The 851-nt window shown below is 72.7% G+C and carries 2 protein-coding genes; one reads left to right on the top strand and one right to left on the bottom strand.

Annotation, left to right across the window (positions count from 1 at the left end; all coding sequences use genetic code 11):
- The coding region (locus tag IE260_RS41065) for an oligopeptide/dipeptide ABC transporter ATP-binding protein (protein ID WP_189881025.1) at positions 1-336 on the top strand (336 nt) is incomplete at its 5' end.
- 146 nt (positions 337-482) lie between these two features.
- Here IE260_RS41065 and IE260_RS41060 read toward each other — a convergent pair.
- A partial coding sequence (locus IE260_RS41060) for an oligopeptide/dipeptide ABC transporter ATP-binding protein (RefSeq protein WP_373303482.1) occupies positions 483-851 on the bottom strand: 369 nt, incomplete at its 5' end.

Raw genomic sequence — 851 nt, 5'->3', positions numbered from 1 at the left:
ATCATGGAGATCGCCGACCGCGAGGACCTCTACGGCAACCCGCGCCACCCGTACACGCGGGCCCTGCTGTCCGCCGTTCCCGAGGCGACGGTGGACGACACGCCCCGGGAGCGCATCCGGCTCGCCGGCGACGTGCCCTCGCCGATCAACCCGCCCTCGGGCTGCCGCTTCCGCACCCGGTGCTGGAAGGCGACGGAGAAGTGCGCGTCCGAGGCGCCGCCGCTGGTGCAGGTGGAGGGCAACAAGCCCGGCCATCTCACGGCGTGCCACTACCCCGAGACGAAGGACGGCGTTCCGGCTCCCCGTCTCGCCAAGAGCCCCCGGGCGGCTGCCTGACGCCACACCCCTTTTGCGTCAGCGCCGTCCGCGGAACGGACTTTCTCCGGCCCATTGACCCGAGCCCATGAACGTCCGCTTCCAGGGGACGCAAGGGCCCGCGCCTCCCCCAGGCGCGGGCCCTCGTCTTGTTTCGCGGCGGAACCTCAGTCCTTGTCCGCCTCCTCCGCCGCCGCCAGCGCCGGGTCCAGGACGATGTCCTTGCCGCGCGCCGCGATCGTCGGCTCCTCCGGGAAGTGGCAGGCCGTCAGGTGACCCTCCTCGTTCCCGTCGAGCCGGACCAGCGGGGGCACCTCGCTCGCGCACTTGTCCTGTGCCTTCCAGCAGCGGGTGCGGAAGCGGCAGCCGGAGGGCGGGTTGATCGGGGAGGGCACGTCGCCGGCGAGCCGGATGCGCTCCCGCCCGCGGCCCTCCTCGTCGCCGAGGTTGACCTCGGGAACGGCGGACAGCAGGGCGTGGGTGTAGGGGTGGCGGGGCCGGGTGTAGATGGAGTCGCGGTCACCGACCTCGATCAC

Origin of the sequence: Streptomyces viridiviolaceus (assembly GCF_014650995.1) — a bacterium.
GTDB lineage: Bacteria > Actinomycetota > Actinomycetes > Streptomycetales > Streptomycetaceae > Streptomyces > Streptomyces viridiviolaceus.
The sequence above is the reverse complement of the archived record's forward strand: the minus strand, read 5'-3'. Positions and strand labels throughout refer to the sequence as shown.